At 63.3% G+C, this 23,885-nt stretch carries 21 protein-coding genes; 10 read left to right on the forward strand and 11 right to left on the reverse strand.

Annotated features, from left to right (window positions below):
* Positions 1 to 50: 50 nt before the first annotated feature.
* The 3 genes from AC5STB_RS07865 (at position 51) to AC5STB_RS07875 (ending at position 4,119) form a co-directional block, all read left to right on the forward strand.
* A complete protein-coding gene (locus AC5STB_RS07865; protein WP_495442396.1) occupies positions 51 to 1,223 on the forward strand; it encodes an MFS transporter in 1,173 nt (390 codons plus the stop codon).
* Positions 1,224 to 1,305: 82 nt separating this feature from the next.
* Positions 1,306 to 2,328, forward strand: coding sequence for an aspartate-semialdehyde dehydrogenase (locus AC5STB_RS07870; protein ID WP_495442397.1), 1,023 nt, complete (start codon positions 1,306 to 1,308; stop codon positions 2,326 to 2,328).
* 138 nt (positions 2,329 to 2,466) lie between these two features.
* Complete coding sequence (locus tag AC5STB_RS07875) at positions 2,467 to 4,119, forward strand: DUF4139 domain-containing protein (protein WP_495442398.1); 1,653 nt, start codon at positions 2,467 to 2,469, stop codon at positions 4,117 to 4,119.
* A 189-nt stretch (positions 4,120 to 4,308) separates the two neighbouring features.
* On the opposite strand, the gene AC5STB_RS07880 is transcribed toward AC5STB_RS07875, so the two are convergent.
* Genes AC5STB_RS07880 through AC5STB_RS07910 form a run of 7 tightly spaced genes read right to left on the reverse strand, consistent with a single transcriptional unit; the run spans position 4,309 to position 11,158 of the window.
* On the reverse strand, positions 4,309 to 5,079 hold the full coding sequence (locus AC5STB_RS07880) for an aldolase/citrate lyase family protein (RefSeq protein ID WP_495442399.1): 771 nt from the start codon (positions 5,077 to 5,079) through the stop codon (positions 4,309 to 4,311).
* Between the two features lie 15 nt (positions 5,080 to 5,094).
* Positions 5,095 to 5,895 carry a 2-oxo-hept-4-ene-1,7-dioate hydratase gene (gene hpaH / locus AC5STB_RS07885; RefSeq protein WP_495442400.1) on the reverse strand — a complete coding sequence of 267 codons (801 nt, stop codon included), beginning with the start codon at positions 5,893 to 5,895 and terminating at the stop codon, positions 5,095 to 5,097.
* Positions 5,892 to 6,761 carry a fumarylacetoacetate hydrolase family protein gene (locus AC5STB_RS07890; protein ID WP_495442401.1) on the reverse strand — a complete coding sequence of 290 codons (870 nt, stop codon included), beginning with the start codon at positions 6,759 to 6,761 and terminating at the stop codon, positions 5,892 to 5,894. Before AC5STB_RS07890 ends, hpaH begins: the two co-directional genes overlap by 4 nt.
* Entirely contained in the window at positions 6,758 to 8,170 is a 1,413-nt protein-coding gene (locus tag AC5STB_RS07895) for a pyridoxal phosphate-dependent decarboxylase family protein (RefSeq protein WP_495442402.1), read from the reverse strand. The genes AC5STB_RS07890 and AC5STB_RS07895 overlap by 4 nt, the downstream gene beginning before the upstream one ends.
* 60 nt (positions 8,171 to 8,230) lie before the next feature.
* Positions 8,231 to 9,211: a 3,4-dihydroxyphenylacetate 2,3-dioxygenase gene (gene hpaD / locus AC5STB_RS07900; protein ID WP_495444580.1), complete on the reverse strand. Its 981-nt coding sequence runs from the start codon at positions 9,209 to 9,211 to the stop codon at positions 8,231 to 8,233.
* A 43-nt stretch (positions 9,212 to 9,254) separates the two neighbouring features.
* Positions 9,255 to 10,766, reverse strand: a complete 1,512-nt coding sequence (gene hpaE, locus AC5STB_RS07905) for a 5-carboxymethyl-2-hydroxymuconate semialdehyde dehydrogenase (protein WP_495442403.1) — start codon at positions 10,764 to 10,766, stop codon at positions 9,255 to 9,257.
* Entirely contained in the window at positions 10,766 to 11,158 is a 393-nt protein-coding gene (locus AC5STB_RS07910; protein WP_495442404.1) for a 5-carboxymethyl-2-hydroxymuconate Delta-isomerase, read from the reverse strand. The genes hpaE and AC5STB_RS07910 overlap by 1 nt, the downstream gene beginning before the upstream one ends.
* A gap of 115 nt (positions 11,159 to 11,273) precedes the next feature.
* On the opposite strand from AC5STB_RS07910, the gene hpaR reads away from it, so the two are divergent.
* The 5 genes from hpaR to AC5STB_RS07935 all read left to right on the forward strand — a co-directional run bounded on the left by hpaR (position 11,274) and on the right by AC5STB_RS07935 (position 17,136).
* Entirely contained in the window at positions 11,274 to 11,714 is a 441-nt protein-coding gene (gene hpaR, locus AC5STB_RS07915) for a homoprotocatechuate degradation operon regulator HpaR (protein ID WP_495442405.1), read from the forward strand.
* A gap of 273 nt (positions 11,715 to 11,987) precedes the next feature.
* Positions 11,988 to 13,238 (forward strand): sarcosine oxidase subunit beta family protein, encoded by a 1,251-nt coding sequence (locus AC5STB_RS07920; RefSeq protein WP_495442406.1) that lies wholly within the window; start codon positions 11,988 to 11,990, stop codon positions 13,236 to 13,238.
* Between the two features lie 13 nt (positions 13,239 to 13,251).
* Positions 13,252 to 13,539 (forward strand): sarcosine oxidase subunit delta, encoded by a 288-nt coding sequence (locus tag AC5STB_RS07925; protein ID WP_495442407.1) that lies wholly within the window; start codon positions 13,252 to 13,254, stop codon positions 13,537 to 13,539.
* An 11-nt stretch (positions 13,540 to 13,550) separates the two neighbouring features.
* Positions 13,551 to 16,562 (forward strand): sarcosine oxidase subunit alpha family protein, encoded by a 3,012-nt coding sequence (locus AC5STB_RS07930; protein WP_495444581.1) that lies wholly within the window; start codon positions 13,551 to 13,553, stop codon positions 16,560 to 16,562.
* Entirely contained in the window at positions 16,555 to 17,136 is a 582-nt protein-coding gene (locus AC5STB_RS07935) for a sarcosine oxidase subunit gamma (protein ID WP_495442408.1), read from the forward strand. Before AC5STB_RS07930 ends, AC5STB_RS07935 begins: the two co-directional genes overlap by 8 nt.
* Before the next feature lie 48 nt (positions 17,137 to 17,184).
* On the opposite strand, the gene AC5STB_RS07940 is transcribed toward AC5STB_RS07935, so the two are convergent.
* From AC5STB_RS07940 to AC5STB_RS07950, 3 genes are all read right to left on the reverse strand, one after another.
* Entirely contained in the window at positions 17,185 to 17,715 is a 531-nt protein-coding gene (locus AC5STB_RS07940) for a carboxymuconolactone decarboxylase family protein (RefSeq protein WP_495442409.1), read from the reverse strand.
* A gap of 98 nt (positions 17,716 to 17,813) precedes the next feature.
* The gene (locus AC5STB_RS07945; RefSeq protein WP_495442410.1) at positions 17,814 to 18,818 is read right to left on the reverse strand and encodes a GlxA family transcriptional regulator; all 1,005 of its coding nucleotides are present in this window, start codon (positions 18,816 to 18,818) and stop codon (positions 17,814 to 17,816) included.
* 93 nt (positions 18,819 to 18,911) lie between these two features.
* The gene (locus AC5STB_RS07950; protein ID WP_495442411.1) at positions 18,912 to 20,258 is read right to left on the reverse strand and encodes a trimethylamine monooxygenase; all 1,347 of its coding nucleotides are present in this window, start codon (positions 20,256 to 20,258) and stop codon (positions 18,912 to 18,914) included.
* Between the two features lie 162 nt (positions 20,259 to 20,420).
* Here AC5STB_RS07950 and AC5STB_RS07955 point away from each other — a divergent pair, with 162 nt between their 5' ends.
* Entirely contained in the window at positions 20,421 to 21,722 is a 1,302-nt protein-coding gene (locus AC5STB_RS07955; protein ID WP_495442412.1) for an ABC transporter substrate-binding protein, read from the forward strand.
* Between the two features lie 6 nt (positions 21,723 to 21,728).
* On the opposite strand, the gene AC5STB_RS07960 is transcribed toward AC5STB_RS07955, so the two are convergent.
* Positions 21,729 to 22,457, reverse strand: coding sequence for a FadR/GntR family transcriptional regulator (locus tag AC5STB_RS07960; protein ID WP_495442413.1), 729 nt, complete (start codon positions 22,455 to 22,457; stop codon positions 21,729 to 21,731).
* Between the two features lie 502 nt (positions 22,458 to 22,959).
* On the opposite strand from AC5STB_RS07960, the gene AC5STB_RS07965 reads away from it, so the two are divergent.
* Entirely contained in the window at positions 22,960 to 23,616 is a 657-nt protein-coding gene (locus AC5STB_RS07965) for a helix-turn-helix domain-containing protein (RefSeq protein ID WP_495442414.1), read from the forward strand.
* Positions 23,617 to 23,885: the final 269 nt, after the last annotated feature.

The raw sequence follows: 23,885 nt of genomic DNA on the forward strand, positions 1-23,885 counted from the left end.
CAAGCTGTGCGGCAGCAACGAAAAAGCGCGGGAACCTTGGGGGAGGGCAAATGCAGGCAGGGTTGATCTTATTGTGTCTGGCCTACGTGCTGAGCCAGTTTTTCCGCGCCTTCCTGGCGGTGCTGTCGGGGGTGCTGGGGCAGGATATCGGCGCGGCGCCGGATGATCTGGCCTTTGCCTCCGGGCTTTGGTTTCTGTCCTTTGCGGCAATGCAGCTGCCGGTGGGCTGGGCGCTGGACCACATCGGGCCGCGTCGCAGCGCGTCGCTTCTGCTGCTGATCGGCGGCGGCGGCGGTGCGGCGGTGTTTGCTGCCGCCACCGTGCCCTGGCATGTGGGTGCCGCCATGTTCCTGATCGGCATCGGCTGTTCGCCGGTGCTGATGGCGTCATACTACATCTTTGCGCGCCAGTACCCGCCCGCGCGGTTCGCCACCCTGGCGGCGCTGATGCTGGGGGTGGGGTCAGCCGGCAATCTTGTGGCCTCCTACCCGACCGCGCTGGCGGTGGATCTGTTCGGCTGGCGCGCCACGCTGGCAGGGCTGGCGGCGGTTTCGGCTATCGTGGCGGCGGGAATACTCCTGACTGTGAGGGATCCGGACAAACCCGCAGGCGAGCACAAGGGATCGGTCTTTGACCTGCTGAAGATGCCGGCGCTGTGGGCAATCTTTCCGCTGATGCTGGTGGCCTATGCGCCGTCGGGCGCGCTCAGGGGGCTGTGGATCGGGCCGTATCTGAGCGACCTCTACGGGCTCAGCACCCAAGCTGTGGGGCTGGCAACGCTGGTCATGGGCGCGGCGATGATTGCGGGGACCTTTGCCTATGGGCCGCTGGACCGGGTGCTGGGCACCCGCAAATGGGTGATCCTGGGCGGCAACCTGCTGGCCTGCGGCGCCCTGGGCGGGCTGATCCTGGCGGGCGGGTCGCCGGTCTGGGTGCCGGTGGCGCTGATGGCCGCAGTGGGGTTCTTCGGCGCGTCTTTTCCGGTGATCATGGCGCATGGGCGCGCCTTTGTGCCGCCGCATCTGGCCGGGCGCGGGGTCACGCTGCTGAATTTCTTTGGCATCGGCGGGGTGGGAATCATGCAATTCGCAACCGGCCGCCTCCATGCAAATCTGGCCGGAACGGACCCATCCTTGCCCTATACGGGCATTTTCTGCTTCTTTTTGGTGTTTCTTGGGCTCGGGTGCGCAATTTATCTGCTCAGCCGCGACAGCATGGACTGATCGGCCCCTTTAAACTTTTCCCCAGAACCTTTATCACACCGGCGCCGGCCATGGGGCCGGGCAAGACTGGAGAAACAGATAAATGGGTTACCGCATCGTCGTCGTTGGCGCCACTGGCAACGTGGGCCGCGAAATGCTGAACATCCTGGCCGAGCGCCAGTTCCCTGTGGATGAGATCGCTGCGCTGGCTAGCCGCAAATCTCTCGGCACCGAAGTCAGCTTTGGCGATAAGACACTCACTACCCAGGATCTGGACACCTTCGATTTCACCGGCTGGGACATGGCGCTGTTTGCCGTGGGGTCTGCTGCGACCAAGGATTACGCGCCCAAGGCCGCCGCGGCGGGCTGCACCGTGATCGACAACTCGTCGCTCTACCGTTACGACCCGGATATCCCGCTGATCGTGCCGGAAGTGAACCCGCAGGCGGTGCACGGCTATGCCAAGAAGAACATCATCGCCAACCCGAACTGCTCCACTGCGCAGATGGTTGTGGCGCTGAAGCCGCTGCATGACCGCGCCAAGATCAAGCGCGTTGTGGTCTCGACCTATCAGTCGGTGTCCGGCTCCGGCAAGGACGCGATCGACGAGCTGTGGAACCAGACCAAGGGCGTTTACGTCCCCGGTCAGGAAGTGCAGCCCAAGGTCTACCCCAAGCAGATCGCCTTTAACGTTATTCCGCACATCGACGTGTTCCTGGACGATGGTTCGACCAAGGAAGAGTGGAAGATGGTCGCCGAGACCAAGAAGATCGTCGATCCGTCGATCAAGGTCACTGCGACCTGCGTCCGGGTGCCGGTGTTTGTCGGCCACTCCGAATCCATCAACATCGAATTCGAGGACTTTCTGGACGAGGACGAGGCCCGCGACATCCTGCGCGAGGCACCCGGCATCATGGTGATCGACAAGCGCGAGGCCGGCGGCTACGTGACCCCGGTGGAATGCGTTGGCGATTTCGCCACTTTCATCAGCCGTATCCGCCAGGATTCGACCATCGAGAACGGTCTGAACCTGTGGTGCGTCAGCGACAACCTGCGCAAGGGCGCGGCGCTGAATGCGGTGCAGATTGCCGAGCTTTTGGGCCGTGAAGTGCTGAAGAAGGGCTAAGCCTTTCGTCCATCCGATCAGGGGGCCGCTTCGCAAGAGGCGGCCCTTTTCTTTTGCGTGGCTTCCGGGCGGGGCGGCGGCTAGGCTTGGTGCTGGGCGGGCGGTTTTGCCCCGCGGATTTTTGTTCGAGAGATGCCAATGCGATTTCCCTTGATGGCCTTTGCCTTATCCTCTTTTGCCGTGTCTGCCGCCGGGGCGGACACGATCCCCGTCAGGAGCGTGGTGTCGGAGGTGACGCTGTATCCGGGACTGGCGGAAGTCACCCGCAGCGCCGCGCTGCCGCTTCCGGAAGGCCGGCACCGGCTGATCCTGCAAAACGTGCCGAAATCCGCCCTGCTGGACACCCTGCAGGTGGAGCTTGCCGGCGCCCGCCGTGTTGCCACCCTGCTGCGCGCGGATTACGTGCCGCCGCGCGATGCGGATGACCCGGATGCGGAGGCCGCGAAGGCGCGTGTGCGCGAGGTTGAGGCGCGGATCGCCGCGGTGAGGGACGACGCCGCACGCGCGCGGGCCGGGGTGCGGGCGGCCGAGGCCTCGATTGGTTTCCTGCAGCAGCTCGGAGCAAACGAGGGGCTGGCAGAGGCGGATGCGGCCGCGCTGAGCGAAATTGCCCGGATGATCTCCGCAGAGGCCGCGGGTGCCAGCCAGGCGGCGGTAGCGGCAGAGGCTGAGGCGCGCCGGATCGAGCTGCAGCTGGAGGATCTGCAAGAAGAGCTGGCACAGGCGCAGGCTGCGCTGGCGGCAGTCACGCTGGAAGATAACGACCGGCTGTATATCGCGGTCGATATTGAAGCGGAGCAGGCGGGCGAGGGCGCCATCAAGGTGAGCTACTACACTGCGGGTGAGGGCAGCATCGGCTGGCAGCCGTCCTATGAGATGCACCTCAGCACCGTGACTGAGGAACAGGTGATTCTGAAACGCGCAGTCATGCTGGCACAGGACACTGGCGAGAATTGGCAGGATGTCGCGCTGACCCTGTCAACTGCGGTGCCGGGTGAGCAGGGCAGCCCGTCGGTGCTGCCCCCCTGGCTGCGCCGGATCGAGAAGCCGCAGCCGCCGAGGGCGTTAAAGTCCACGGGGCTGGAAGTGGCGGAGATGTCCGCTATGGCAGAGCCCGCGGCAGCGCCGGTTTTTGAGGACGAGGCGCGCGGCGGCTGGGGCGCTGATCTGGGCGGCGCGGCGGCGACCTATAGGTTCGGCGTGCCGGTGTCGATTGCCTCCGGCGCGGATCTGCTACGGCTGGAGATGGACAGTTTGACTGCCGATGCGAAGGTGCAGGCGGTGGCGGTGCCGTCGCGGGACGAGACGGCTTTTCGCGTGGCCAGCTTTACCAACAGCTTTGGCGAACAGCTGCTGGCCTCGGCAGAGGTGCCGCGGTTCGTCGATGGCAAGCTGGTGACGGTGGAGCCTTTCGCCGGGCTGGCGCCGGGGGCGGAGATGGAGGCCGGGTTCGGCCCCATCGAAGGGCTGCAGCTGCGCCGCGATGTGCTGGGGCAGAGCGAAGGCGAGCAGGGGCTGATTTCGCGCAGCAACGCGCAGGTGCAGAAGGTGGAGATCACGGTGGAGAACCTGACAGCGCAGGACTGGGCGGTGAGGGTGCTGGATCAAGTGCCCTATTCGCAGCAGGACGATCTGGAGATCAGCTGGAGTGCGAAGCCGCGCCCCGCGGAGGAAAACGTGGAGAAGCAGCGCGGCATTCTGGCCTGGGATCTGGAGCTGGCGGCAGGAGAGAGCGAGACCATTCAACTGGAGACAACGCTCAGCTGGCCCGAGGGCATGGTTCTGCGTTGACGCGGGCTTGGTGTCAGGCAGCAGGCGGGAGGCTCCCGCCCGTCGTCAGGCATTGAAAATACCTTCCTCCCGTTGGGCGTGGCACCGCGCATCGCGCGGTGCCACGCCCAAGGCTGCCGCCGTTGCTCTGGCTTTGCCTGCGCAGCGGGCAGGCGCGGGAGAGCTTCCTTTGCGATTTACGGCAGGTGGTTAGTCTGCCTTCCACTTGGCCGCTAAATCACGGGCGTTGCGGGCCAGCACCATGACGTCGATGCCAACCGCCAGGAACTGCGCGCCCATGTCCGCATAGGCCTGAGTAGCCTCATCGGTGGTGCCGAGGATGCCGGGGGCGAGGCCCACGGCCTTGATGCGGGTGATGGCATCGGCAATTGCCGCGCGCACCTCCGGATGGGCGGAGTTGCCCTGGTGGCCCATGTCGGTGGACAGATCCGCCGGGCCGATGAAGACGCCGTCGATGCCTTCGACCTTCAGGATCTCATCGAGCGCTTCCATCCCGGCGCGGTTTTCCACCTGGACCAGCAGGCAGACCTCCTGGTCGGCGGTCTGGATGTACTCGCTGACAGTGCCGAACATGGTGGCACGGGCTGCCGTGGCGCCGACGCCCCGCACGCCCTTGGGCGGGTAGTGGCAGGCGCGGACCAGTTCGCGGGCCTGATCGGCGCTTTCGACAATCGGCACCAGCACCGTCTGCGCACCGGTATCCAGAACCTGCTTGATCATCCAGGTCTCCCCCACCGGCACCCGCACCACCGGGTGGCTGGGGGAGGCTGCCAGCGCCATCAGCTGGTCGCGTATCGAGCGGATGTCGTTGGGCGCATGCTCGCCGTCGATCACCAGCCAGTCAAAGCCGCAGGTGCCCATGATCTCGGCGATCTGGCCGTCGGCAAAGCTCATCCAGCAGCCGATCTGGCGTTTGCCCTGTGATAGAGCCTGTTTGAAGGTGTTCTTGGGCGCGGGCATGGGCGGGGCCTCCTGTCAGGCGAAGTTGATGGATACGGAGCCGAAGGGGCCGAAATCAGCGGTGAATTCCGTACCCGGCGGGCATTCTATGGGGCGGATGAAAGAGCCTGACAGCACGATATCCCCGGCCTCGATCTGTTGTCCATATTCCGCCATCCGCCGCGCCAGCCATAAGACCGAGGTGACGGGATCATTCAGAACGCCGGCGCCAAGGCCGGTTTCCTCGACCGTGCCGTTGCGGGCGGCGATGGCACCAACCCAGCGCAGGTCGTGGCCGTCCACTGCGTGGCGCTCCGCCCCCAGCACCACGCCTGCATTGGCGGCGTTGTCGCTGATGGTGTCGGTGATGATGCGGGCCTGGCCGGTTGCCGGGTCCGCGCGCAGGATGCGGGTGTCGAGGATCTCCAGCGAGGGCGCCACATAGTCTGTTGCGGCCAGCACGTCTTCGCGGGTGCAATTGGCGCCTGCGAGGGGGGATTTCATGACGAAGGCGATCTCCGCCTCCACCCGCGGCTGGATGAAGCGGCCAGCGGGGACGGTGGCGCCGTTCTGGAACGCCATATCGTCCAGGAGCACGCCGCTGTCGGGCGTTGTGATGTTCAGCGCCTGCTGCATGGCACGGCTGGTGAGGCCGATTTTCCAGCCGATTTTTTTGCGGCCGAAGGCCAGTTTTTGCCGTATTAGAGCCTGTTGCACAGCATAAGCATCGTCCAGCGTCATGCCGGGATAGGCGAGCGAAAGCAGGCCGCATTGCTGGCCGGTTTGCTCGGCCTTTAGCAGGGCTTTGGCGGCTTCCTGATGCTGCTCGGGGGTCATGTTTCGGCCTCGCCGAACTCATCCGCGACAGTGTTGCGCAAGGTTCCGATGCCCTCGACCTCAACCTCGACCACGTCGCCGGGCACTAGGTATTTCGGCGGGTCGAAGCGGGCGCCTGCGCCGGTGGGGGTGCCGGTGATGATCACGTCGCCGGGCTGCAGCGTGGTGAAAGTGGAGATATAGGCGATCTCCTCGCGGATCGGGAACATCATCCGGCTGAGGATGTCATCCTGGCGGACCTCTCCGTTCACGCGGGTGATAATGCGGGCCTCATCCAGCTGGGCGGCATCGGTGAAGGGCACCAGCCAGGGGCCGATGGCGCCGGAATTGTCCCAGTTTTTGCCTTGCGTGACGTTGAACTTGGCATGGCGGACCCAGTCGCGGATGGTGCCCTCGTTTGCCAGCGTCAGCGCTGCGATGTGATCATAGGCGTCTTCCGGGTTGATGCGGCGGCCGGGTCTGCCGATCACCACGGCGACCTCGCCCTCATAATCCAGGGTGTGGTTTTCCGGCGGGCGGATTAGCGGGCGTTCCGCCCCGGTGAAGGAGCGCGGGAAGCGGGGGAACAGGGACATGTGCTTGGGCTGGGATGAGCCGTCCTTGTATTCCGCGTTGCGGTCCGGGAAGTTGACGCCAACGCAGATGATCTTTTCCGGGTTGGGGATGGGGATGTCATAGGTGAAATCCGTGTGGGTGGCGGGTTTGCCTTCGGCGGCCTTTGCCAGTTCGGGCAGGCCTTGGGCGGCGATCACCTCACGCAGGGTGGGCCACTCGGGGAACTGCGGCGACAGGGCGATCATGCCGGTATCTGTCACCGCGCCATAGAAAGTCTCTCCATTGGCGGAGTAGGTGGCAAAGCGCGTCACTGCAGGCTCCTTGCGATTTCGGTGATAACATCGAAGGCCATCATCACGTCTGCTTCGGTGGTCTCAAACTGGCCCGCCTGGAAGCGGATCACCAGCTGACCGTCGAGGCGGGTCTGGGTCAGGTAGATGCGGCCGTCGTCGTTGATGGCATTGACCAATGCGAGGTTCAGTTCGTCGAGGTCTGCTGCGCCTTCAGGCGAATAGCGGAAGGACCAGAGCGACCACATTGGCGGGGTGGTGATCTGAAAATCCGGCTCTAACTTGAGTTTTTCGTGCAACTGGTTGGACCAGTTGATGTGGTTGCGCAGGCGCTGGCGCAGGCCCTCAAGCCCGTAGGTGCGGATGAGGAACCAGATCTTGAGAGCGCGGAAGCGGCGGCCCAGCGGCACCGACCATTCGGAATAGTTGATGATGCCGTCGTGGCCGTGGGTCTTGAGGTATTCCGGGCTGATCGCGAGGGTCTGCACCAGGTCATCCGGGTTCTTCAGGAAATGGGCGGAGCAGTCGAATTGCACCCCCAGCCATTTATGCGGGTTGAAGACAATGCTGTCGGCGCGTTCGACGCCGGGCCAATAGTGGCGGTATTCCGGGCAGATCATGGCGGAGCCGGCCCAGGCGGCGTCGACATGGGTGTAGAGGCCGTACTTCTCGGCCACGTCGAGCACCTGATCCACCGGGTCGGTGGCGCCCACGCCGGTGCCGCCGACGCAAAGGATGACGCCGGCGGGCTGGTGCCCTGCGGCGAGGTCGGCCTGGATGGCGGCCTCCAGCGCGTCCGGGTCCATGCCGCGCCAGCCGCCCTTGATGGGGATGCGGATCAGGTTCTGCTGGCCTATGCCGGCGACCCAGATGGCGCGGTCGATGGAGGTGTGGACCTCCGACGAGCAGTAGATGCGCAGCGCTTTTTGCCCGAACAGACCCTGCTGGTTTCCCTGCCAGTTCAGCGCTTTTTCCCGCATGGTCAGGACGGCGGCAAGAGTGGCGGAAGAGGCGGAGTCCTGAATGACGCCCCTGAACTGTTCCGGCAGGTCCAGCGCTTGGCGCAGCCAGCCCATCATCCGGGTTTCCATTTCGGTCGCTGCCGGAGAGGTCTGCCACAGCATGCATTGCGGCGCGATGGCGGAGGCGAGGAATTCGGCCAGTACCGAAGGCGCGGCGGCGTTGGAGGTGAAATAGGCAAAGAAGCGGGGGTGCTGCCAATGGGTGATGCCGGGCATCACGATGTCCTCGAAGTCGCGGAAGATTGCCTCCATACCCTCGCCACCCTCAGGCGGGGTTTGGGGCAGGGCGTTCAGCACTTGGCCGGGCTCGGTTCGGGCCCGCACCGGGCGGTCGCCGACAGTGAGGTGGTAATCCTGCGTCCAATCCGCGACCCGGCGGCCCCATTCGGAGAATTCATCCCATTTCATTCTTCTTACCTTGTTCTTTTAAGATCGCGCCTGGCTAAGGGCAGGGCGCGATCCTTTTTATCAGGGTGCAATAATCGGCTGGGCATTCAAGGCGCTGGGCTTCGGAGTGGTGCCTTCAAACTCGGAGCCTTCCTCAAACCAGCTGCGCGGCGCCGGGGCGCCCCAGAGGGTCTGGCGCTGGGGATCGGTGAGCGACCATTTGATCGGCTCCAGATCCGGGTCGACGGTCTGGTAATCGGAGCAATAGATCTCGATCCGGTGGCCGTCGGGGTCGCGCACATAGAGAAAGAAGGCATTGGAGATGCCGTGGCGGCCGGGGCCGCGTTCGATGTTATCGACATAGCCGGTGGTCGACATCAGGTCCAAGAGGTCGATGATATTCAAGGGGTTCGGTACCCAGAAGGCGGTGTGGTGCAGGCGCGGGCCAAGCCCGTTGGTGAAGGCCACGTCATGCACGCCGCCCTTGCGGTGCATCCAGGCGGCCCAGACCTTGCCGCTCTCGTCATCTTCGGTGAATTCGGTGACGCGGAAACCCATCTCATTGTAGAAGGCGACCGAGGCATCCACATCCGCACTGAACATGTTGAAATGGTCGATGCGGAGCGGCTTTACCCCGTTATAGAGCCTGTATTTCTGATGGATCGGCTCCAGCCGGTCCATCTTGACATAGAACTCCAACGGGATGCCCCAGGGGTCGCGGGTGCGCAAGGTGCGGCCCATGTGGGGACGGTCTACCCATTCCACCGGCAGATCCTTGGAGGCGAAAAACTCCGCCGCCTTGTCCAGATCCGGCTCGTCATAAAGCTTGAAGCCCAGAACGCCCACGGAGGCGGTATCCGCCTGAACCAGCACGATGCAGTGATGGCCGCGTTCCTCCATCGCGCGCAAGTAAATGCGTTCGGCGTCCTCATGCGTGACCTGCAGGCCGAGCGTGTCCACGTAGAAGGCGCGGGAGGCGGCGAGATCTGTGACAGCGTATTCCACATGGGAGAGCCGCACGATGTTGAAGGGCGGATACAGGTTGGGAGCCGGTACGGGCATGGTCATTCCTCCGAAAGGCGCGCGTTTCCAGAATGGGTCGGGATCAGGCGCCGAGGCGCGGGATTTTGTGGTGGCCCAGGGCAAAGCCGATGTGTTTCTGTTCCATGTAGAAGTCGAAGGACCAGTCGCCGCCGTCGCGGCCGATGCCGCTGGATTTGACCCCGCCAAAGGGGGTGGGGAGGTGGCGGACGTTTTCCGAGTTCACCCAGATCATCCCGGCCTCCAGCGCGTCTGTGAAGCGCAGGGCGCGGGTGAGGTCATTGGTCCAGACATAACCGGTGAGGCCGTATTGGGTGTCATTGGCCAATGTTAGAGCCTCATCCTCGTCCTTGAAACGGATCGCGGTGAGGACCGGGCCGAAGATTTCCTCCTGCGCGATGGTCATGTGGTTGGCCGCGTTGGTGAACAGCGTCGGGCGGACAAACCAGCCCTTGTCGCCTGCGCGGGTGCCGCCGGCGGCGATAGTGGCGCCGTCCTGTCTGGCGGTCTCGAAATAGGAGGTCACCTTATCGAAATGCACCTTGTGGATCAGCGGGCCGACCTCGGTGGCGAGGTCCAGCGGGTGGCCGACGCGGATGTTGTTCACGCGCGCGGTCAGCTTGGCCTCGAACTCCTCCGCGATGCTCTCCTGCACCAGCAGGCGCGAGGAGGAGGTGCAGCGCTCGCCATTGAGGGAATAGATCATGAAGATCGCGGCATCGAGCGCGCGGTCGAGGTTGGCGTCGTCGAAAACCACCACCGGGTTTTTGCCGCCCAGCTCGAAATGCACGCGCTTCAGGGTATCGGCGCCCTGTTTCATGATCATCGAGCCGGTCTTCGACTCGCCGACAAAGGCGATGGCCTTGATGTCGGGATGTTTAGTGAGCGCGCGCCCTGCGTCCTCGCCCATGCCGTTGACCAGGTTCCAGACACCGGCCGGGAGGCCGGCCTCATGTGCGATTTCGGCAAGTATGCGGGCGGTGAGGGGGGAGAATTCGGCGGGTTTGTGGACCACGGTGCAGCCGGCCGCCAGTGCAGGTGCGATTTTCCAGGTGGACAGCATGAAGGGCGTGTTCCACGGGGTGATGACGCCAACCGGGCCGATCGGCACCCGGGTGGTCACGTTCATCAGGGTCGGCGACTGCAGCTGCTGGCCGTCGCGGGCGGCGGCGGCCTTGTCCGCGAAGAAGCGGAAGTTTTCGGCGCCCCGCAGTGCTGCCTTGGACATGAAACGCAGGGCCTGGCCGGTGTCCCAGCATTCGCAAAGCGCAATTTCCTCGGCGCGCTCTACAATTAAATCGGCGATGCGGTGCAGGATTTTCTTGCGCTCCAGCGCCGGCATGTCGCGCCAGGCGGGGAAGGCGGACTTGGCCGCCTGGGCGGCGGCGTCGATGTCGTCAGCACCACCCTTGGCGACGGAGCAGATCACGCTTTCATCCACTGGCGACGAGGTTTCGAACGTGGCGCCGGAGGCGGCGGGGCGGCTTTCGCCGCCGATCAGGTTCAAAATGCCGGTGTCGCGGAAACGGGTCAGGTGGCTGTTCAGCGTTTCGATATTGGTGGTCAGGTCGCTCATCACGGGTCCGCCTTTTGCATGTGGTCGCGGATGTTGCCGCATTTCGGGGAAAGCTCCGGGTCGATGTCGCGCATTTCCAGCGACAGGGCGGTGGAGTGCAGCTGCATGGCTGGCTCAAGGAAGGATTTTGCCGCTTCGAACACCGTTTGGGCGGCGCGTTTGCGGGTGTCCAGATCGCGGCCGGCCCGCAGCCGGATGGAGATGTCGATATAGCCGTGCTGCGGATCGCCGTCGGCAATGGCGACGTGATCGGCTGCAAAGGCACGCACCCGTATGCCTGCCAGGGGGAACACGCCGGTCTCCGCTGCGGCCTGCCGCAGATGGCGGCACAGGGCAGCGATATCGGTGCGCGCCTCCATGTTGGCCGAGTAGTCCAGCGTGATGTGCGGCATGTGCGGTGCCTTTCCCGAATTACTTAACATGTGTAGCAAAATATGCAGCGATGAGTCAAGCAGAAGAAACCCAAGCGGCAATTGCGTTTAGCGGGAAGCGGGGTGATAATCGGGTATGACCCGGATGATGCCCTCCACCGACCGTTCGCTGCCGATTGCCCTTCTCAGGGCGCGGGAGCGCGTGATGGGGCCGATCCGGGCGCTGCTGAGCGGCGCGGGGCTGACAGAGCAGCAATGGCGCGTTCTGCGGGTGGTGCAGGAGGGCGGGCCGATCGATCCGACGCAGATTGCGGATAAGGCCTGCCTGCTGCTGCCCAGCCTGACACGCATCCTGCAGAAGCTGGAAGAGAAGCAGCTGATCAGCAGGGAGCGCGACCAGGAAGACCGCCGCCGTCAGGTGGTGCGGATATCCCCGGCTGGGGAAAAGGTCATCGCTGACAACCTGGAGGCCAGCCTTGAGCTGATGGAGCGCACCCGCCGGAGGATGGGGGCGGGACGTTATGAGGCGCTGTTGGACCTGCTGAACGAACTGGATCAGACCGACCTTGCAGAGTGAGTCGCTGGTGCCGCATATGGCGCGGATGGCGGGGTGTGTGACGCAAACCGGACTGACGATGAAATTTGGCAGGAAGCTCAGGTGGATTCAATCTTTCGTATTGATATCAATTATTTGAACTGAAGATTTGTCCGTGGAGTTGTATCGATCCATGCTGTGCCTGCATTGGTGATTTCCCGCCTGTGACGCAAACGGCGCTGCTGATGTCCGAAATCCCCCTGTGATGTGACGCATTTCTCACTCAATCTGCCGGGGACAGTTGATGAGGACATCATGCGGTACTCCGGCCTGAAAGTGATCAAGGAGGCCCTGACGGGCCACAAGGGATGGCGCCCCACCTGGCGCGATCCGGAACCCAAGAAAAGCTACGATGTGGTGATCATCGGCGGCGGCGGGCACGGGCTGGCGACGGCCTATTACCTGGCCAAGAACCATGGGCTAACCAATGTCGCGGTGATCGAGAAGGGCTGGATCGGCGGCGGCAATGTGGGCCGCAACACCACCATCATCCGCTCCAACTATCTGCTGGACGGCAACGAGCCGTTTTATGAGCTGTCGCTGAAACTGTGGGAAGGGCTGGAGCAGGACTTCAACTACAATGCCATGGTCAGCCAGCGCGGCATTCTGAACCTGGTGCATACCGATGCGCAGCGCGACGCGGCGCGGCGGCGGGGCAATGCCATGATTCTGAACGGGTCGGACGCGGAGCTGCTGGACACCGAGGGTGTGCGGGCGATGTATCCGTTCCTGAATTTTAACAACGCGCGCTTCCCGATCAAGGGCGGGCTCTTGCACCGCCGCGGCGGCACCGTGCGCCACGACGCGGTGGCCTGGGGCTATGCCCGCGGGGCAGACCTGCGCGGGGTGGACATTATCCAGAACTGCGAAGTCACCGGCTTCAAGATCGAGAACGGCAAATGCCTGGGTGTGGAGACCAGCAAGGGGTTCATTGGCGCCAACAAGGTGGCGAGCTGCGTTGCTGGTTCTTCCAGCCGGGTGATGGAGAAGGCAGGCATGCGCCTGCCAATCGAAAGCCATGTGCTGCAGGCCTTTGTGTCCGAGGGTCTGAAGCCGGTGCTGGACGGGGTGATCACCTTTGGTGCGGGCCACTTCTATTGCAGCCAGTCGGACAAGGGCGGGCTGGTCTTTGGCGGCGACTTGGACATGTACAACTCCTATGCGCAGCGCGGCAATTTGCCGGTGGTCGAGGACGTGATGGAAGGCGGCATGGCGCTGATCCCGGCGCTTGGCCGGGTGCGGATGCTGCGCAGCTGGGGCGGCATCATGGACATGTCGATGGACGGCTCTCCCTTCATCGACAAGACCCATATCGATGGCCTCTATTTCAACGGCGGCTGGTGCTACGGCGGGTTCAAGGCGACCCCTGCGTCGGGCTGGTGTTATGCGCATCTGCTGGCGACTGATACCCCGCACAAGGTGGCAACGGCCTACCGGCTCGACCGGTTCCGCCGCGGCTGCATGATCGACGAAAAGGGCCAGGGCGCCCAGCCGAACCTGCACTGAGGAAGGACAGCAGATGATTATCAACCATCCGATCCTTGGGGTCCGGGACAGCCAGGAGTTCACCTATCTGGGGGACGCCAGCCTGATCGACCGGCCGGACTGGCAGGCCGATGATGCGGCGGATCAGTTCCACGATTACCTGTACCTGCGCGACAACCCGGCGGGCGAGCACCGCGAGCTGTGGTTCCATGAGCAGGGCGACCGGTCCTGGCTGGTGGTGACCCGCAACACCGTGACCCATGAAATCCTGAATGTCGAACTGGCCCGTGATGTGGCCCGGGCAAGGGGGCGCAGCAAATGACTGACGCAGTGATGAATGCCGGCCGCGTGGCCTTTCAGGCTGATGGCAGTACAGGTGCCCGCAAGGGTGTGCAGGTCAACCGCCTGGATGGCGGGCTGATCAAAGGCAGCAAGGCGCTGAGCTTCACCTTTGATGGCAAGCGTTACAAGGGGTTTGAGGGCGACACGCTGGCCTCGGCCCTGTTGGCGAACGGCGTGCGGCTGATGGGCCGTTCTTTCAAATACCACCGTCCGCGGGGCGTGCTGACCTCCGGCTCGGAAGAGCCGAACGCGCTGGTTGAGCTGCGCAGCGGCGGGCGGCAGGAGCCCAACACCCGCGCCACCACGGCGGAGCTGTTTGAGGGGCTGGAGGCGAACTCGCAGAACCGCTGGCCGTCGCTGAAGCATGACTTCATGGCGGTGAACGACCGGTTCTCAAACTTCCTGACCGCCGGTTTTTACTACAAGACCTTCATGTGGCCTGCGGCGTTCTGGGAGAAGGTTTATGAGCCGATCATCCGCAAGGCGGCGGGCCTGGGCAGCATCAGTTTCGAGGCGGACCCGGACGCCTATGACAAGGGCTTTCTGCATTGCGACCTTTTGGTGATCGGGGCTGGCCCCACCGGCCTGATGGCGGCACTGACCGCGGGCCGTGCCGGGGCGCAGGTAATTATTGCCGATGAAGACTTCTTGCTGGGCGGCCGCCTGAATTCCGAGACATTCGGTATCGGCGATTTGGCTGGGTCTGCTTGGGTCGAGCAGGTGCAGGCTGAACTGGCGGCGATGCCGAACGTGCGGGTGATGCCGCGCACGACCATCATCGGGGCCTTCGACCACGGTATCTATGGTGCGGTGGAGCGTGCTGCCGACCACGTGATGGCGCCCGAAGCAGGTAAGCCGCGGCAGATCCTGTGGCGGATCTATTCCAAGCGGGCGATGCTGGCGGCTGGCGCCACCGAGCGTCCCATCGCGTTTGAAAACAACGACCGTCCGGGCGTGATGCTGGCCGGTGCGGTGCGCGCCTATGCCAACCGTTGGGCGGTGACGCCGGATCAGACCGTTGCGGTCTTTACAAACAACGACGACGGCCACCGCACCGCGGCGGACCTGATTGCCAAGGGTGTGAAGGTCGCCGCGGTGATCGACACCCGCGCCGATGCGCCCAAGGTCGAAGGCGCGGAGCTGTTTGCTGGTGCGCAGGTGATCGACACCAAGGGCCGGCTGGGGCTGGAAGTGGCGCAGGTGCGCCTAGCCGACGGCACCACCCGCGACGTGCCCTGCGGCGCGCTGGCGGTCTCCGGCGGCTGGAACCCGAATGTGCACCTGACCTGCCACCAGCGCGGCCGCCCGGCCTGGCGCGAGGATATTGCCGCGTTTGTCCCGGCAGGCGAGCTGCCGCAGAACATGTCGGTGGCGGGTGCCGCCAATGGCGATTTCTCCACTGCCGCCGCATTGCGGGCCGGTGCCGAGGGGGCCGTGGCTGCGCTGTCGGAGCTGGGGATCGAGGCGAAAGCCGCAGATCTGCCCGAGGCCGAGGATGCGCCGGTCAACGTGACCCCCTTCTGGTATGTGAAGGAGGGCAAAGGCCGCGCCTGGCTGGACCAGCAGAACGACGTCACGGTCAAGGACGTGAAACTGGCGCATCAGGAGAACTTCCGCTCTGTCGAGCATCTGAAACGCTACACCACCCTTGGCATGGCGACCGATCAGGGCAAGACCTCCAACATGGGCGGTCTGGCGATCATGGCCGAGCTGGCGGGCAAGCAGATCCCTGAAGTCGGCACCACCATGTTCCGTCCGCCCTATACGCCGGTGTCTTTCGGGGTGATGGCAGGCCGTTCGGTGGGTGAGGAATTCCGCCCCACCCGCAAGACCCCCAGCCACAAATGGGCTGAGGAGCAGGGCGCGGTGTTTGTCGAGGTCGGTCAGTGGCTGCGCGCGCAGTGGTTCCCCAAGGCAGGCGAAACCCACTGGCGCCAGTCGGTGGACCGCGAGGTGCTGCAGACCCGCAACTCTGTCGGTATCTGCGACGTCACCACGCTGGGCAAGATCGACGTGCAGGGCAAGGATGCCGCCGAATTCCTGAACAAGATGTACGCCAACGCCTTTGCTAAGCTGCCGGTCGGTAAGGTCCGATACGGGCTGATGCTGCGCGAGGATGGCATTGCCTATGACGACGGCACCGCGGCGCGCTTTGCCGAGGATCATTTCGTGGTGACCACCACCACCGCCAACGCAGTTCTGGTCTACCGCAACATGGAATTTGCGCGCCAGTGCCTGTTTCCTGACATGGATGTGCAGCTGATCTCGACCACCGAGGCCTGGGCGCAGTTCGCGGTGGCGGGTCCGAACGCCCGCAAGCTGTTGCAAAAAGTTGTGGACCCTGAGTTCGACATCTCAAACGAGGCCTTCCCCTTTATGGGGTGCGGTGAGGTGACCGTCGCGGGCGGCTGCCGGGCGCGGCTGTTCCGGATCTCCTTCTCAGGGGAGCTCGCCTATGAGATCGCGGTGCCGACCCGCTATGGCGATGCGATGATCCGCAAGCTGATGGAAGCTGGTGAGGAGTTCGGCGCGGTTCCCTATGGCACTGAGGCGCTGGGCGTGATGCGGATCGAGAAAGGCCATGCAGCCGGTAATGAGCTGAACGGGACGACTTCAGCGCTGAACCTTGGCATGGGCCGGATGGTCAGCAAAAAGAAGGACTGCATCGGCAACGTGCTGAGCGAACGCGAGGGCATGAACCAGGACGATGCGCTGAAGCTGGTTGGTTTCAAGCCCGTGAATGCCGCCGATCCGGTGCAGGCCGGGGCGCATCTGATGAACGCCGATGGCGAGGTAAGCGCGGCTACCGATCAGGGCTATATCACTTCTGCCGCCTATTCGCCGGTGCTGGGATGCTCGATCGGGATCGGCTTCCTGAAGCGCGGCGACGATCGCAAGGGCGAGGTGATCCGCGCGGTCAACCCGCTGGAGGGCAAGGAATCCCAGGTCGAGGTTGTCAGCGCGCATTTTGTGGATCCGGAAGGGGAGCGTCTCCGTGGGTAAGTTTGATAATCATGGTCTGAAAGCCATCTCTCCGCTGGGCGGGCATGAGCCGCGGGCGGATGACTTCACGGGCCTCCAGATCCGTGAAGTGACCGACCGGGCGCTGGCCTCGCTGGCGGTACGCCGGGGCGGCGAAGACGCAGTGAAATCCGCGGCTGCGTCTTATCTGGGCGGGGCGTTGCCTGAGGCAGCAAGCTGGACTGCAAACGGTGGCTTTGCCGCCTGGTGGATGGGGCCGGATTTGTGGATGGTCTCCGCGCCGCATGACAGCCACGAACTGCTGGCGGGTGAGCTGAAGCAGGCGGTGGGCGAGGCGGGCTCCGTGGTGGAGCAGACCGATGGCTGGTGCTGTTTCGGCATGGAAGGCGCACGCTGTTTTGACGTGCTGGAACGGCTGTGCAATGCAAATGTCCGTGCGGGCAAAGCGGGCGATGCCATCCGTACCTCAATAGAGCATTTGGGTGTGTTCCTGCTCTGCCATGAACCGGGGCAGAGGTACTCGGTCATCGGCCCGCGGTCTTCTGCCGGGTCACTGCATCACGCGCTGGTTGCGGCGGCGAAGTCGGTTATCTGACCATTGCGGACAAGAGGAAACGCCGCGCCTGTTCAGCGCGGCGTTTTTCTATTGGCTTGCCGCGAGGCGCTGCATCACGGACAGATCGCAGGCTGTCGCATAGCCCATTGCGCGCTTGATGCCGGGCAGCATCGCCGCCCCGTTCATGGCGAATGACAGCTCAATCAACCCAGCGTCACCGTAGAATTCCACCACTGCGCTGCGGGCTTCTGGGTCGTCTTCGCGCCGGGCGGTGACCGCGTCGGCCAGTTGGACAACTGGGGCAAGTTCCGGCGGCAGCGTCTGGAAATCTGCCCGGAGAATGGCGTTGATCAGTTTCTCATCCAAGCCGCTGGCTCGTGCCAGGTTGATCTCCGCCTCAACGCAGGTGCCGCAGTCCGCGGCAAAAGCGCCGCGCAGGCGGGCAGCGTGGTAGGCGGGCGCGGAAACGTTGCGGTTGGGATCAAGAAACCCGAAAATCCTGTTGTAGCGCGACAGCAGGGAAAAATTGGTCCGCGCGATGTGGCGGACGTAATCCAGGCTTACGCCAATCCGCCTTTCCGCGCGTTGGATAAAATATGTGGCAACTGCGGTCAGCATCGCCGTGTCCTCTCAAAATAGTGTACATCTATAGGGAGAGACTAGCAGCTGCCGGTGGCTGTGGTCCGGGAAAACGCACCGCAATTGCCCGGAATGCGTCAGGCAGACGGGATTGGCCGGTTGTCCTGAACCCGGAACAGGTTCACCTTGCGGCGTTCCTCCTGCGGGGTGACGCCGAAGCTTTCGCGGTAATGCTGCGACAGGGTGGAGGAGGTGGCGTAGCCCACGGCATTGGCGATCGAGGTGATAGAGTCGCGCGAGTACATCACCAGCTGGCGGGCCGCGTTCATCCGCAGAGTGCGGTAGTAGATCGCCGGGCTTTGGCCGGTGGCGGCCTTGAAGCTGCGCTCCAGCTGGCGCGGCGAGACGCCGATTTCGCTGGCCGCGTCCCGGATCGACACCGGGTGTTCCAGGTTATCGGCAAACAGCTCCACCGCTTTGGCGACCGGTGGCGGCAGGCTGTCGGCAGTGCTGTCGGTCTTGAATGCCGGTGTCTTCTGGCGCACGCCCTCGGCCCGGACCATCGGGTGCTGGAACCAGCAGGCGACCTCAGTCATCACCGCATCGCCCAGGGTCTGTTCGATCAGCTTGAGCGACAGGTCGAACATCGCCGCGGCGCCGCTGGCGGTAAAGCGGCGGCGGTCCAGCACAATGACGTCGTCGACGGTGGCGAGCGACGGGAATTCAGACGTGAAGGCCGCCTTGTAGCACCAGTGGACCGAGCAGCTGTGCCCGTCGAGCAGGCCGGAGCGGGCCAGAGGAAACACGCCGCCGGAAACCGCGCCCATGCTGGTGCCGTGGCGGGCGAGGTGGCGCAGCTTGCCGTTGGAAGATTTGGGATCTTCGAATTTGCCCTGCGGGCTGGACAGCAGGAACAAGGTGTCGATGCCCTCAGCCCGGTCCAGGGCGCAATCAGGCTGGAATGCCACATTGGCGGAGGCGTTCACGCTGTCGCCGGTTTCAGAGATCAGTTTCCACCGGAAAGTATCAGTGCCGGCAATTTCGTTTGCCGCGCGCAGCGGCTCAATGGCTGAGGTCAGGCAGGCCATTGGAAAGCCGGGGAAAATCAAAAAGCCGAGTGTCATGGTTTTGTCGCGCTGCATGAGGTGGATGTTAGCTTGCGAAGAGGGATTCGCACAGCAGCGAAAGGGTGCCTGCGCCGTACAGGAAGGGGAAAACGGCGCAGGCGTATCTGCCTAGTTCTGCAGATATGCTGCCAGCGAGTCGTCCAGGGCGTCCTTCCACGGGGTGTGGTGCACGGGCGCCATGGTGCCGGTGATGACCGATTTGTAAGAGTTATTGCGGAAGGCCATGATGTCCTGGGCCTTGTGCCCCTTCCATTCATAGAAGGCCTGGCAGGCGCCGCCCACGTCGAAGGTTGGGTAATCGGTTTCCTCGATCAGCTCCAGCACGTAGTCGCCCTGGTATTTGATCGCGTATTTGACGTCGTCCGAGGCGTCCTCGCGGTCTTCGCGTTCTTTCACGTCGGCCAGCAGGGTGTCCTTGTCCGCCGGGATCTTGATCTTGCCCATGATCGCGTCGCGGACCCACCAGGCCTGGGCGTCGAACATGTTGAAAGTGAACCACTGGTCCTGCATGCCCAGATAGAACATCTTGGGGTTATGGGCATAGACCACGCCCTTGTACAGGTCGGCGGTGGCCAGGCGGTTGGCGGTTTTCAGACGCAAATCGTCCGGCAGGAAGTTGAAGAAATGCTTGTATCCGGTGCAGAGGATGATCGCATCGACCTGCTTTTGGGTACCGTCAACAAAAGTTGCAATGTTGCCGGAGACCGATTCCAGTGCCGGTACCTCATCCCAGTTGTCCGGCCATTTGAAGCCCATCGGTGCCGAGCGATAGGAGGTGGTGATCGACTTGGCGCCGTATTTCCAGCACTGGGAGCCGATGTCTTCGGCGGAGTAGGATGAGCCAAGCAGCAGGATGTCCTTGCCGGCGAATTCGCGAGCATCGCGGAAATCATGGGCGTGCAGCACGCGGCCGTTGAAGGTGTCGAATCCGGGGTAGAAGGGTACGTTCGGGGTCGAGAAGTGGCCCGAAGCGCAGATCACGTGGTCGAAGTCTTCTTTGTAAGTGCTGTCCTTGGCGTGGTCATGCACAGTGACGGTGAAGTTGCCCGTGTCCTCGTTGTATTCGACCCAGCGGATGGGAGAGCTGAAGCGGATCCACTTGCGCACGTCAGCCTTTTTAACCCGGCCCTCGATATAGTCGAACAGCACGGCGCGCGGCGGGTAGGAGGCGATCTGCTTGCCGAAATGCTCCTCGAACGAATAGTCGGCAAACTCCAGGCCTTCCTTGGGGCCGTTCGACCACAGGTAGCGGTACATCGAGCAGTGCACCGGTTCGCCGTTTTCGTCCAGGCCGGTGCGCCAGGTGTAGTTCCACAGGCCGCCCCAGTCGTCCTGCTTTTCAAAACAGACGATTTCCGGGATCTCTTCGCCCTTGTTGGCAGCGGATTGGAATGCGCGCAGCTGGGCCAGGCCGGAGGGACCTGCGCCGATGATGGCAATGCGTTTTCGGGTCATGTGGCTCTCCCATTGGTTCGGACCAATATTGTAATTTGGATCATTTGGTCTGATCCAATTAGGTCCAAACTTGCGCCCATAAGTCAACATTTTTTCACATCTGGAATAATCTTGTGCGCAATTGGACTGGAAGCGCGTTGTTTTCTTGGTAGGATTCCGAGCATGAGTACGACCAGTTTTGCACATCAGCTCACCGCCCGCGCGGCGCTGCCCCGGTTGTCCGTGGGGATGAGAGAATCAGTGAATATCGGCTTTCTCGCCCCGCTTTCGGGCCGGGTGGAAAGCTGGGGGCTGCCAGGATTGAACGGTTGCCGGATCTGGGAGGACGGGCTGAACAAGGCTGGCGGGGTGCTGATCGGCGGCCGCCGCTACCCGATCCGCATCCATTTCTATGACTGCGGCTACGATCCCGAACGCGCGCTGGAGGGGGCGGTTCAATTGGTACAGCAACACAACGTCAAGCTGATGCTTATGCTGGGCGGCGATACCTTTGCGCCGGTGCGCGACTTCCTGATGCAGAACAAGGTGCTGACCTCGACGCTGCTGCCGACCGACCTGTCGCCGGACACGCCCTATCTGATTGCGCCGAGCGAAGCGCATCCGATCCAGAACGTGACCGGCGTCGCCTGGCTGGCTGAGAGCCGGCCGGAGCTGAAGACGGTTGCGCTGTGCAGCCAGTCGGATCTTTTGGGGCTGCCGGCGCAGGCGGTCTACCGGGCGGCGTTCAAGGCGGCGGGCCGGGCGATCCTGCGCGAAGTGCAATATGATCCCAGCGCCAGCGACCCGGCGCCGGTGGTGGACCCGATGCTGGAAAGCGGCGCCGATATCCTGTGCTGGTGCTCGTCTTATGCGCCGATGGTGCATGCGATGACGGAATATGCCCACGCCAAGGGGTTCAAGGGGCAGATCATCAGCTGCACCATGGATGGCTACGGCCAGCTGGTGGCGCGGACGTCGCCGGAATTCATGGAAGGGGTGGTGTTCCAGTTTCCGGATTTCGATGATCCGATGCTGCGGGAGAAGGCGTTTTTCTTTAACCGCCCGCATGAGTTCTATGAGGAGTACAACCGCCGCTTTCCGGGCAGCTGGTCGGCGGTGAGCTGGGAGTATGTGGCGATCCTGGATATCTGGCACAGCGCGGTGGAGAAGGCGGGATCGGTTGAACCGCCGTCGGTGCTGGCGGCGATGAAACAGCTGGGCCATGTCACCCATGCATTCGGCCATGCGGAATGGTGGGGGGAGGATATATTTGGCATTTCCAATGCCTTGGTCGGTGACTGGCCGGTCGTGACCATTCAGGAGGGTAAGGCGCGGATTGCCGGGTTTCGGTCCATACCTGCCTGGCTGGCGGAGCATTCCGGCCTGCTGAAATCGGAGATGGAGGCGCTGGGACAGCTGTGGCACCAGCGGCTGGAAAGCGGCGCGCCGGGCAGTGAAGTCAGCTCGCGCGCGGTGAAGGGCTGAGCGGGTTCAGACCTCCTGCAGCAACAGCTTCTGCTCGTCGATCAGGTGCAGCTTGATGAACTCGACCGCCGATTCAACATCGCGTGAGGTGATGGCGTTGAACAGCGTGTTGTAGCGCTTTTGATACTCCTGGATCCGCCGCGGCGTCAGGTGCCGGCGGCGCAGCGCGGTGCGGTAGGATAGGCGGCAGGCCTCGATTGTCAGCTCGTAACACGAGTGCAGCAGCGGGTTGCCGGTGCCCTCGGCAATCTTGCGGTAGAGATCCTCCTCCGCCTCGATGAAGTCGCCGGGATCTGTGCGCACAGCCTCGACCCGGGACAGGATCTGGTCCAGCTCCTCAATCTGGCGCGGGGTCATGTTGATCACTGCCAAGCGCACCAGCTCCGGCTCCAGAATGCCGCGCACCACCAGGTGGTCGAGCGGCGACACCTCCTTGGCCAGTGCAGAGTAGGAGGACGTTTCCGGTTTCGGATCGGATCGGAATTTCACAAAGCTGCCGGAACCGGCCCTGCGGTGGATCACGTTTTGGCTGGCCAGCACATCCAGCGCTTCCCGCACGGTATTGCGTGCCACCCCCAGTTCGGAGGCCAGGGTGCGTTCGGAAGGCAGCCGCGTGTCCACCGGATAGGTGCCAGACTTGATCCGGGCAAACAGTGTGTCAATCACCACCTGCACCGTGGCGCCAACGGAATGGGTGGTCAGGATTTGCGACGTGGCGTCTTCTGCTGAGCTCATGGTTTGCCTTCTTTGCGGGCCGGATGAGCGGGATGGCCCCTGCTCCTGTTCTTTGCGGCGGATTTTCCGCCGCCGTGAAGGCCGCAGGGAAACTGTTCGCCGCAGTTACAACTGCTGATCAGCCTAACCTGCCGCGGGCTGGGCAGCAAGGAAGCAGAACGCAATTGGTTCCATGGCGCGTTGTGGCCGTCCGGGTGGAAATAGGGCCTAAAGGGTTATTATCAGGCTGTTTTCGCATCCTTGCATTTCGGAGTGCGCGGCCGTGGTCTGAAATTGGTTCGCGTCAGTGCCGCAAAGAGCTGCGGATTGCCGCAACCGGCCCCTGCCTGGCCGCCCGGGGCAAACGGTGCGGCAACTTTTTTGTTTCCTGTGGCGGTACGGGGGTGGGAAAAACCTGTAACCTCAGTAAAATAATTTTCGCGTGGTTTGTTGTGTTCCGGAAAGTTTTTGCATATCGGCTGCTGCGCGCTTGTCAGAGGCTGTCCATAAGGAAGATAACACAGTGGCTAAACTCAAAGATGATAGTGACGCAGTGGCACAAAACCTCTCTCAAGACCCGCACCGGGTTCGCGATGGCGCAGAAAAGGTTCTGGAAGTGGCGATTGGCCGCGAAGTGCGGTCGTTCCGGCGGCAGCAGGGGATCACGGTGGCGGACCTGGCCAATCTGACCGGACTGTCGATCGGCATGCTGTCGAAGATCGAGAACGGCAACACCTCGCCGTCGCTGACTACGCTGCAGCTTCTGGCCAATGCGTTGAGCGTGCCGATCACGTCGTTCTTCCGCCGGTTCGAGGAGAGCCGCGAGGCGGTGCACACGAAGGCCGGGGAAGGTGCAGAGATGGAACGGGCTGGAACGCGGGCGGGCCACCAGTACCAGCTGCTGGGGCATCTTGGCGCCAATGCCTCGGGTGTAATGGTGGAGCCTTACATGATCACCCTGACCGAAGAGTCGGATGTGTTCCCGACCTTCCAGCATGACGGTGTGGAGATGCTCTATATGCTGGAGGGCGAGGTGGACTACCGCCATGGCGACAAGGTGTTTCCGCTGAAGCCGGGGGATACGCTGTTCTTTGATGCCGATGCGCCGCATGGGCCGGAGGAGCTGGTCAAGCTGCCCGCGCGTTACCTGTCGATCATTTCCTATCCGCAATCCAGCTGACACGCTGCGGGGGCTCCCGCCAGTTCCGCGGCATCTGATGATGCCCCTGCACCGTTGGGCCGGGCGCCGCGCAGTGCGCGGCGCGGTTGCGTTCTGAGGCAGCGGGCCCGGCAAGCGCCCGCAGTGCGCACCGCGCGCTGTCCTGCCCAACGCTGCACAGGGGGCAGGCGCAGCCTGTGGCCTGATGCGGGGCGGGAGCCCTCTTGCCCAAAAAGAAACTGCCGGAGCCAGAGGCAACGGCAGTCAGTTAAGCGGGCCTAAGTGACAGG

It is taken from the genome of Leisingera sp. CC-HEC093, from assembly GCF_059429195.1.

Excerpts from the sequence above, each read along its gene's own strand:
- AC5STB_RS07865 (WP_495442396.1), top strand. The coding sequence starts at position 51 with ATGCAGGCAGGGTTGATCTTATTGTGTCTGGCCTACGTGCTGAGCCAG.
- AC5STB_RS07870 (WP_495442397.1), top strand. The coding sequence starts at position 1,306 with ATGGGTTACCGCATCGTCGTCGTTGGCGCCACTGGCAACGTGGGCCGC.
- AC5STB_RS07875 (WP_495442398.1), top strand. The coding sequence starts at position 2,467 with ATGCGATTTCCCTTGATGGCCTTTGCCTTATCCTCTTTTGCCGTGTCT.
- AC5STB_RS07880 (WP_495442399.1), bottom strand. The coding sequence starts at position 5,079 with ATGCCCGCGCCCAAGAACACCTTCAAACAGGCTCTATCACAGGGCAAA.
- hpaH (WP_495442400.1), bottom strand. The coding sequence starts at position 5,895 with ATGACCCCCGAGCAGCATCAGGAAGCCGCCAAAGCCCTGCTAAAGGCC.
- AC5STB_RS07895 (WP_495442402.1), bottom strand. The coding sequence starts at position 8,170 with ATGAAATGGGATGAATTCTCCGAATGGGGCCGCCGGGTCGCGGATTGG.
- hpaD (WP_495444580.1), bottom strand. The coding sequence starts at position 9,211 with ATGCCCGTACCGGCTCCCAACCTGTATCCGCCCTTCAACATCGTGCGG.
- hpaE (WP_495442403.1), bottom strand. The coding sequence starts at position 10,766 with ATGAGCGACCTGACCACCAATATCGAAACGCTGAACAGCCACCTGACC.
- AC5STB_RS07910 (WP_495442404.1), bottom strand. The coding sequence starts at position 11,158 with ATGCCGCACATCACGCTGGACTACTCGGCCAACATGGAGGCGCGCACC.
- hpaR (WP_495442405.1), top strand. The coding sequence starts at position 11,274 with ATGACCCGGATGATGCCCTCCACCGACCGTTCGCTGCCGATTGCCCTT.
- AC5STB_RS07920 (WP_495442406.1), top strand. The coding sequence starts at position 11,988 with ATGCGGTACTCCGGCCTGAAAGTGATCAAGGAGGCCCTGACGGGCCAC.
- AC5STB_RS07925 (WP_495442407.1), top strand. The coding sequence starts at position 13,252 with ATGATTATCAACCATCCGATCCTTGGGGTCCGGGACAGCCAGGAGTTC.
- AC5STB_RS07930 (WP_495444581.1), top strand. The coding sequence starts at position 13,551 with ATGAATGCCGGCCGCGTGGCCTTTCAGGCTGATGGCAGTACAGGTGCC.
- AC5STB_RS07940 (WP_495442409.1), bottom strand. The coding sequence starts at position 17,715 with ATGCTGACCGCAGTTGCCACATATTTTATCCAACGCGCGGAAAGGCGG.
- AC5STB_RS07945 (WP_495442410.1), bottom strand. The coding sequence starts at position 18,818 with ATGCAGCGCGACAAAACCATGACACTCGGCTTTTTGATTTTCCCCGGC.
- AC5STB_RS07950 (WP_495442411.1), bottom strand. The coding sequence starts at position 20,258 with ATGACCCGAAAACGCATTGCCATCATCGGCGCAGGTCCCTCCGGCCTG.
- AC5STB_RS07955 (WP_495442412.1), top strand. The coding sequence starts at position 20,421 with ATGAGTACGACCAGTTTTGCACATCAGCTCACCGCCCGCGCGGCGCTG.
- AC5STB_RS07960 (WP_495442413.1), bottom strand. The coding sequence starts at position 22,457 with ATGAGCTCAGCAGAAGACGCCACGTCGCAAATCCTGACCACCCATTCC.